This is a genomic window from uncultured Dubosiella sp. (assembly GCF_964018005.1).
GTDB classification, from domain to species: Bacteria; Bacillota_I; Bacilli_A; order Erysipelotrichales; family Erysipelotrichaceae; genus Dubosiella; species Dubosiella muris.
This window is the reverse complement of record NZ_CAXHOA010000014.1, coordinates 61,133-69,561: the sequence shown is the minus strand read 5'-3', so window position 1 is coordinate 69,561 and position 8,429 is coordinate 61,133. Positions and strand designations below refer to the sequence as shown.

The 8,429-nt window shown below is 49.9% G+C and carries 7 protein-coding genes and 1 other annotated feature; all 7 genes read left to right on the top strand.

Annotation, left to right across the window (positions count from 1 at the left end):
• Nucleotides 1-141 precede the first annotated feature (141 nt).
• Complete coding sequence (trmFO, locus tag ABNS49_RS10370; protein ID WP_135980321.1) at nt 142-1,449, top strand: methylenetetrahydrofolate--tRNA-(uracil(54)-C(5))-methyltransferase (FADH(2)-oxidizing) TrmFO; 1,308 nt, start codon at nt 142-144, stop codon at nt 1,447-1,449.
• On the top strand, nt 1,442-2,338 hold the full coding sequence (xerA, locus tag ABNS49_RS10365) for a site-specific tyrosine recombinase/integron integrase (protein WP_135980322.1): 897 nt from the start codon (nt 1,442-1,444) through the stop codon (nt 2,336-2,338). The genes trmFO and xerA overlap by 8 nt, the downstream gene beginning before the upstream one ends.
• 155 nt (nt 2,339-2,493) lie before the next feature.
• Nucleotides 2,494-3,426 carry a 30S ribosomal protein S2 gene (gene rpsB, locus ABNS49_RS10360; protein ID WP_135980323.1) on the top strand — a complete coding sequence of 311 codons (933 nt, stop codon included), beginning with the start codon at nt 2,494-2,496 and terminating at the stop codon, nt 3,424-3,426.
• 40 nt (nt 3,427-3,466) lie between these two features.
• Nucleotides 3,467-4,354 (top strand): translation elongation factor Ts, encoded by an 888-nt coding sequence (gene tsf / locus ABNS49_RS10355; RefSeq protein ID WP_135980324.1) that lies wholly within the window; start codon nt 3,467-3,469, stop codon nt 4,352-4,354.
• A 168-nt stretch (nt 4,355-4,522) separates the two neighbouring features.
• Nucleotides 4,523-4,726, top strand: a binding site (T-box leader).
• Between the two features lie 127 nt (nt 4,727-4,853).
• On the top strand, nt 4,854-6,116 hold the full coding sequence (locus ABNS49_RS10350; protein WP_135980325.1) for an argininosuccinate synthase: 1,263 nt from the start codon (nt 4,854-4,856) through the stop codon (nt 6,114-6,116).
• Between the two features lie 14 nt (nt 6,117-6,130).
• The gene (argH, locus tag ABNS49_RS10345; protein ID WP_135980326.1) at nt 6,131-7,519 is read left to right on the top strand and encodes an argininosuccinate lyase; all 1,389 of its coding nucleotides are present in this window, start codon (nt 6,131-6,133) and stop codon (nt 7,517-7,519) included.
• The gene (gene argC / locus ABNS49_RS10340; protein ID WP_135980327.1) at nt 7,512-8,426 is read left to right on the top strand and encodes an N-acetyl-gamma-glutamyl-phosphate reductase; all 915 of its coding nucleotides are present in this window, start codon (nt 7,512-7,514) and stop codon (nt 8,424-8,426) included. Before argH ends, argC begins: the two co-directional genes overlap by 8 nt.
• Nucleotides 8,427-8,429: the final 3 nt, after the last annotated feature.

Sequence of the window (8,429 nt, the reverse complement as noted above, 5' to 3'; positions counted from 1 at the left end):
GTTGTGGAAAGAGAAAGAAGGCGTGTTTCTGGTTTTGAGAGATCGAACGACCACCTTGCCGCTGGCGAGGTTTTTTTTACGTTTTCGCTTGATTGAAATGTGATAAAATAAACTGATCTAGAAAGGAACGAGGAACCAATTATGGACAATGCAAAAAAGAAAGTAACGATTATCGGCGCGGGTCTTGCAGGAAGCGAGGCCGCTTGGCAATGCGCCAAGCGAGGAATCGAAGTCGTTTTATATGAAATGAGACCGAAAAAGTATCCTCCCGCTTTTTCAACGGAGGGATTCGCGGAACTTGTATGCTCCAATTCGCTTCGTTCGAATAGCTTGAACAACGCGGTGGGTATTTTAAAAGAGGAAATGCGTCAGCTGGATTCGCTGATTATGCGGGCAGCCGATTTGGCACAAGTCCCCGCCGGTTCCGCTTTGGCTGTGGATCGGCATCTCTTTTCCGATTTTGTGACGGAAACATTGAAAAATCATCCATTGGTCACAGTCGTCCATGAAGAAGTGGACACAATTCCGCAAGGCCCGGTCATTGTCGCCTCCGGCCCGCTCACTAGCGAAGCCCTGGCCGCTTCGATTCAGGAATTTACCGGAAACGATCCATTTCATTTTTTTGACGCGGCCGCGCCTATTTTGGAAAAAGACTCCATTGATTTTTCCAAGGCGTATTTTAAATCCCGCTATGACAAAGGCGAGGCGAGCTACATCAACTGCGCGATGAATCAGGAGGAGTTTGACCGGTTTTACGACGCGCTTGTCAACGCCCAATGCGCCCATTTGCACGATTTCGAACAGGAAGTTTATTTTGAGGGATGCATGCCGATTGAGGAAATGGCGCGACGCGGAAAGAAAACGATGTTGTTTGGTCCCCTGAAACCCGTTGGTTTGGAAAAAGACGGAGAACATCCGGTCGCGGTGGTCCAGCTTCGTCAAGACAATGTGGCGGCCTCCCTTTACAATATTGTCGGCTTCCAAACCCATTTGACATGGCCGGAGCAAAAGCGTGTCTTTTCGTTGATCCCGGGTCTGGAAAACGCGGTCTTTACCCGGTATGGCGTGATGCATCGAAATTCATATTTGGATTCGCCAAAAGTGCTCAAGGAAACGTACCAGACCCAAAAGCGCGAAGATCTTTTCTTCGCCGGGCAGATGACAGGCGTGGAAGGCTATGTGGAGAGCGCGGCGAGCGGCTTGATTGCCGGTATTAACATGGCGCGTTATTTACAAGGGGAAAACTGCATCGAATTTGGCAATACGTGTGTTATGGGATCGCAGGCGTTTTACATTACCCATTGCGATTCCAAAAACTTTCAGCCGATGAACGCCAACTTCGGAATTTTGCACGCCAAGGAAAAATACAAGAAAAGAGAGCGGAAAGAAAAGCTCGCGCAGCAGGCGCTTGATCGAATCGAGGAAATTAAAGAGACGTATCATGTCTGAGCTCATTGAAAATTTCCTGCGTTATATTTATCGAACGCATTCGGGATCGGAAAAAACTGTGGAAGCGTATAGACGGGATTTGGAGCAGCTGAAAAATTATTTGGTTTCCGAAGGCATTTCCGGCTTCGACGCGGTAAGCCGAAACCAGTTTATGGAATTTCTCGCGCAGCTGCGGATGCTGGATGATCAAAGCGTGGCCAGCGATGCGACCATTTGCCGCAAGCTTTCCACGTACCGCTCTTTTTATCAGTATTTGCATCAATTCATCGGCATTCAGAACAATCCTTTGGAAGGAATCAAATCGCCGGGAAACAAAAGGAAAATTCCCGAGTTTCTTTTTTTGCATGAAGTGAAAAATTTTTTGAATACATATGATATTTCCCAACGGAACGATTTGCGGGATAAGACGATGTTTTCTTTGATGTACGCTTCAGGCTTGCGATTAAGCGAGCTGGTGAACTTGACCTGGAGTCAAATCGACCTCAATGCCCACATCGTCCACGTGGTCGGGAAAGGGGACAAAGAGAGAATCGTTCCTTTTTACGCCTCGCTTTCCAGGCTGCTTCAGGAATATCGCTTGCGATACTGGATGTTGTATGCCAAAGATGGGGAAACGGCGGTTTTTCTTTCCAATCGAGGACAGAAAATGACGCCGCGTGGGGTGCAGTTCGTCATGCAAAAGCACGCGGATCAAATCGGGATGGCGATGAAGGTGCATCCCCATATGCTTCGGCATTCGTTTGCGACCCATTTGATGGACAACGGCGCCGATATTCGAATCGTGCAGGAGCTGCTTGGACACGCTTCGTTGTCGACGACGCAAATTTATACCCATGTTTCTTTGGCGAAAGTCCGCATGGCGTACGAACACAGCCACCCGCTGGCTTGAAATTATGAATTCTTTCCTTGAAACCCGGAAAGAGGACTGCTATACTTAAAAAGCGCGTATGCGCAAATTCACACATCATGAATTCGATTGCCCGTGCACAGTTGTGTTGCTTTCGTTGGAAGTGATGGAGGATAAACGGAAAGGTAGGACTTAACATGTCAGAAATCGTATCTATTAAGAAAATGTTGGAAAACGGTGTACACTTTGGACATCAGACTCGTCGTTGGAACCCAAAAATGAAACCATATATTTACACGAGCCGCAATGGGGTATACATCGTTGATTTGAACCAGACTCAAAAACAAATCGAGGACGCGTACAAAGCGTTGAAACAGATCAGTGAGAACGGCGGAAAAGTATTGTTTGTCGGCACGAAAAAACAAGCGGCCGAAACAATCGAAGAACAAGCTCTTCGTTCCGGATCGTTCTTTGTCAACAAACGTTGGCTGGGTGGTCTGCTCACGAACTTCCGCACGATCCAGAAGCGCGTAAAACGCCTTGTTGAGATCGAGGAAATGGAAGCAAGTGGAAAACTTGAAGTATATACAAAGAAAGAACAAGCGCAGATTCTGAAAGAAAAAGCGAAATTGGAATCGTCGCTGGGCGGTATCAAAGAAATGAAAAAACTGCCGGACGCGATTTTCATCATTGATCCGAAAGAAGAGCACAACGCGGTTGCCGAAGCGAAAAAACTTGGCATTCCTGTGTTCGCCATGCTGGACACGAACTGCGATCCGGAAGACGCAGACTATCCAATCGCCTCCAATGACGACGCGAACCGTTCGGTAAAACTGATCACGACGATCATGGCCGACGCGATCGTGGACGCCAAGGGCGGACTGCTTGAAATGGCTTACCTCGATGACACGACAGAAGATGTCACGATGGAAGACGTCATCCGTAACGTGGAAGCGCAAATCGCTGAGAACGAAAGACGTCGTCGTCTGAGAAACGAAGAGCGCCGCAAACGGAATTTCGACCGCAGAAACCGTCGTCCATACAATGGAAACCGTCCAAACGGACCTCGTCCAAACGCGGGTGCCCAGGACGCGAAACCAGCTCCAGCTGCCCCTAAAAAAGAGGCTTAATATAATTTAAATTCAAAAAAGAAACCAGGAGGAAATGAGAATGGCAATTAGTGCAAAGCAAGTAAAAGAATTGCGTGAAAAAACCGGCGCAGGCATGATGGACTGTAAAAAAGCCCTGACTGAGTGCGAAGGCGACTTGGACAAAGCCGTTGACTGGCTCCGTGAAAAGGGAATCAGCAAGGCCGCGAAAAAAGAAGGACGCATTGCCGCCGAAGGATTGACGCGCGTAGCGGTTGATGGAAACGTCGGTGTCGTTGTCGAGGTCAACTCGGAAACGGACTTCGTTTCGAAAAACGACCAGTTCCTGAATTTGTTGAATACGATCACGAACGCCGTGCTCGCCAACAAACCAGCCAACAACGAGGAAGTACTCGCGATCGCAACGCCGGATGGCACGATCGAAGAGCTGATCACAAACGCAACCGCGACGATTGGAGAAAAAATTACGTTCCGTCGTTTTGCGATTGTTGAAAAGACAGACGACGAGATTTTTGGAACTTATATGCACATGGGTGGATCCATTTCGTCTCTTGTTGTGCTGAAAGGCGGAAACGACGAAGTCGCAAAAGACATGGCGATGCAAGTAGCCAGCATGAATCCGACATACATTTCGCAAAAGGATGTTCCTGCGGAAGTTGTGGAACATGAACGCAATTTGCAGCAGCAAATCATGGCGGCAGACCCTGCCATGGCAAGCAAGCCGGAAAAAGTACTGGCGGGCATCCTGAATGGAAAAGTGTCGAAACACTTTAAAGACCAGTGCCTGATGGATCAGGAATATTTCAAAGATCCAAAAGAAAAAGTAGCTAATTTCTTGAAAAACAACAAAGCCGAAGTCGTAACGTTCGTACGTTTCGCGGCCGGTGAAGGAATCGAGAAAAAAGAAGAAAACTTCGCTGAAGAAGTTATGGCGCAAATCAAAGGTTAATTGAACTTTTTAAGAGACATCACGCGGTGTCTCTTTTTTTGTTCTTTGAATTGGTTGTATGAAACAAAACGAAGGATAAAATGTTATGGAATTTTCATTTCTTGAAAAATTTTCAGAAAAATACTTGAAACCACAAAACCACCGGCGTATAATTACGAACTATAAATAATGAAAGCATTGAAGAGAAGGAGTAGGCAAGAAGAGGTTTCCTAGCGAGCCGCGTTGGTGGAAGGCGGCAGACGCTCGTTGCTGAACGTGTCTTGGAGTGGATATGCGAAGTCGTCGAGTATGTCCCGTATTCCTGCGTTAAAGGGTAGAGAGTCTTCCTGAGGGAAGGAATAAAGGTGGTACCGCGATCCAGTCGTCCTTTTCGATTCGAAGAGGACTTTTTTTTATTGAAAGGAGATGGTTTGAATGATTGAGGACCGAACGAATCAAGCAAGAAAACACATCGACAGAAAATAGAAAAACATCAAGGAGAGAGTAGAGGAGAAAAATCATGAATACAAAACCCAATAAAAAATATCAAAAAATCGTATTGGCCTATTCGGGCGGACTGGACACTTCCGTATTGATTCCATGGCTCAAGGAAAACTACGGCTGTGAAGTCATCGCGGTTTCCGGCAACGTCGGACAGGCATCCGAACTGGAAGGTCTTGAAGAAAAAGCGCTGAAAACCGGCGCCTCCAAATTGTACATCGAAGATTTGACAAAAGAGTTTGTCGACGACTACATCATCCCGACGATCCAGGCCGGGGCGACGTATGAGCAGTACTTGCTGGGCACATCGTTTGCCAGACCGTTGATTGCGAAACGAATCGTTGAAATCGCCAAAGCCGAAGGCGCCGACGCCATTTGCCACGGCTGTACGGGAAAAGGAAACGACCAGGTGCGGTTCGAACTGGCCATCAAGGCGTTCGCGCCTGATATGGACATTATCGCGCCATGGCGGTTTTGGGAGCTGAACTCCAGAGAAAAGGAAATCGCCTATGCCGAGGAGCATCAAATTCCATTGAAAATCAACAAGGAAACGAACTACTCCAAAGATAAAAACCTGTGGCATTTGTCCCATGAAGGACTCGATTTGGAAGATCCGGCCAACGAGGCGCCAATCAATGTGGAAGGCTTTTTGGAACTTGGCGTTTCTCCACAGCAGGCGCCGGACGAACCAACCGAAATCACGATTCATTTCGAAAACGGCAAGCCAACCGCGCTCAACGGAGAAACGATGGATAGCGTCGCACTCATCGAAGCGCTGAACAAAGTCGGCGGCGCCAACGGCATTGGCATTCTCGACATCGTGGAAAACCGGCTCGTCGGCATGAAGTCCAGAGGCGTGTATGAGACGCCGGGCGGAACGATTCTTTACGCCGCCCACAACAAACTGGAGGAAATCACGCTGGACAAGGAAACGAAACACTACAAAGAGCTCGTCGCTCTGAAGTTTGGCGAACTCGTATACAACGGACTGTGGTACACGCCGCTGCGCAAAGCGCTCAGCGCGTTCGTGGACGAAACCCAAAAAACGGTAACCGGCGACGTCAAATTGAAACTATATAAAGGCAACATCATTCCTTGCTCCGTCACTTCGCCATATTCGCTGTACTCGGCCGGCATGGCGACGTTCGACGAGGACGATTGCTATGACCAGGCGGATTCGGCCGGCTTCATCAACTTGTTCGGCTTGCCAATCAAAGTTCGGGCGCTGCAGGATCAAATGCTGAGTGAGCAAACCGGAAACCACTTCCCGGATGTGGAATAAGCGGAGGGAACGTTATGAAAATGTGGGCAGGACGCTTCGCGGTCGAAACGGACGCGCTCGTCAACGATTTCAACTCTTCCATTCCGTTTGACTGCCGGCTGTATCCGTACGATATTCAAGGATCGCTCGCGCATTCGCAAATGCTGTGCGATCAGGGGATTTTGTCAAAAGAGGACAAAGACGCGATCCATGGCGGACTCAACGAGTTGCTCGAGGAAATGAACGCGGGAAAGATCGCGTTTACGCCCCAGTACGAGGACATTCATATGTGCGTCGAGGAGCTGCTGACAAAAAAAATCGGCGACGCCGGCAAGCGGCTTCACACCGGACGAAGCCGCAACGACCAGGTCGCGCTCGATATGCGGCTGTACACCCGCGACCAAATCGGGATCATCCATGAAAAAGTCCGCCGCTTTTTGAAGGTGCTCGTCGATCTGTCCAAAAACAACTTGGAGACGATCATGCCCGGCTACACGCATTTGCAGCGGGCGCAGCCCATCACGTTCGCCCATGTGATGATGGCGTACGCCAACATGCTTAAACGCGATGTCATCCGGCTGGAAAACACGTACGATCTCATGAACGAGTCGCCTCTTGGCTGTGGCGCGCTGGCGACTACGACGTATCCGATCGACCGAAACGCCACGGCGCAAATGCTCGCGTTCAAACAGCCATGCGACAATTCGCTTGACGGCGTGAGCGACCGGGACTACTGTGTCGAGCTGGCGAGCGATCTTTCGATCTTGATGATGCATTTGTCAAGACTAAGCGAGGAAGTCATCGCCTGGTGCTCGTGGGAGTTTAAATTCATCGAATTGAGCGACGCCTTCGCGACCGGCTCAAGCATTATGCCGCAAAAGAAAAATCCGGACATCTGCGAGCTTGTCCGGGGCAAAACGGGACGGGTGTATGGCGATTTGAATACGCTTCTGGTCATGCTCAAAGGAATCCCGCTTGCCTACAACAAAGACATGCAGGAGGACAAGGAAGCGCTCTTTGACGCCATCGACACAGTCAACATGTGTCTTGATGTGCTCGTGCCGATGTTCCAAACGATGCGGCTGTACAAGGGCAACATGCTGAAAGCCGCGCAACAAGGCTTTTTGAACGCGACCGACTGCGCCGATTATTTGACGAAAAAAGGGCTGCCGTTTCGCGACGCCTACAAAATCAGCGGGTCGATGGTGGCCTGGTGCATCGAGAACAAAAAGACGCTCAACGAGTTGACGCTGGAACAGTTCCAGTCGTTCCATCCTTTGTTCGAAGCCGATGTGTACGAGGCCATCGACTTGCTGCAATGCGTGCAGGCCAGACAAGTCCACGGCGGACCGGGCAAGGCGTCCGTTCAAAAACAAATTCAAGCCATAGAGCAATTTTTAGAAAGCAGGGAAGCCGATGCGTAAACCAAAAGTGTACATTGACGGGCAGGCGGGAACGACCGGTCTGCAAATCGTGGAACGATTGAAACATCGCGACGACATCGAACTGCTGCAAATCGACGAGGCGCTTCGAAAAGACGAAGCGGCCCGGAAGCAGATGTTCGAGCAGGCGGATCTGGCGTTTTTATGCCTGCCGGATGCGGCCGCCATCGAGGCGGTGCAGCTGGCCGAAGGCACGGGAACGAAGATCATCGACGCCTCCACCGCGCACCGGACGACATGGACATACGGATTTCCGGAGCTGTCCGACGCGCATCGTCGCGAGATCCAAACCGCGCAGCGCGTCGCCAATCCGGGCTGTCACGCGACGGGATTGACCGCGATTGTGTATCCGCTCGTTCAAAGCGGCCTCGTATCGCCAGACGAAGTCGTCCACGCGTTTTCTCTGACGGGATATTCCGGAGGCGGAAACAAGATGATTGCCGAATACGAAAGCCGTAAGAGCCATCCGTTGTTTTCACCGCGCATTTATGGCTTGAACATGGATCACAAGCATTTGCCGGAAATGCAAAAGATTTGCGGGTTGAACAACGAGCCTTTGTTTACACCCATTGTGGACGACTACTACAACGGCATGCTCGTTTCGGTACAGCTTGAACAGGAGCCGCAAACGGTGTATGAAACTCTGAGCGCGGCGTATGCCGGCAAGCCGCTTATCCAAGTCGAAATGGTCAAAGAGCCGATGCTGGCCGCCAACGCGCAGGCCGACACCGACGAGCTGAAGATCTATGTCGGTGGCAGCAAGAAAAAAACGATCGTGACCGCCTCGTTTGACAATTTAGGAAAAGGCGCTTGCGGCGCGGCGATCCAAAATATGAATTTAATGCTTGGGCTCGACGAGTTCGAGGGATTGAGAAAAAAGGAAGGATAGGAA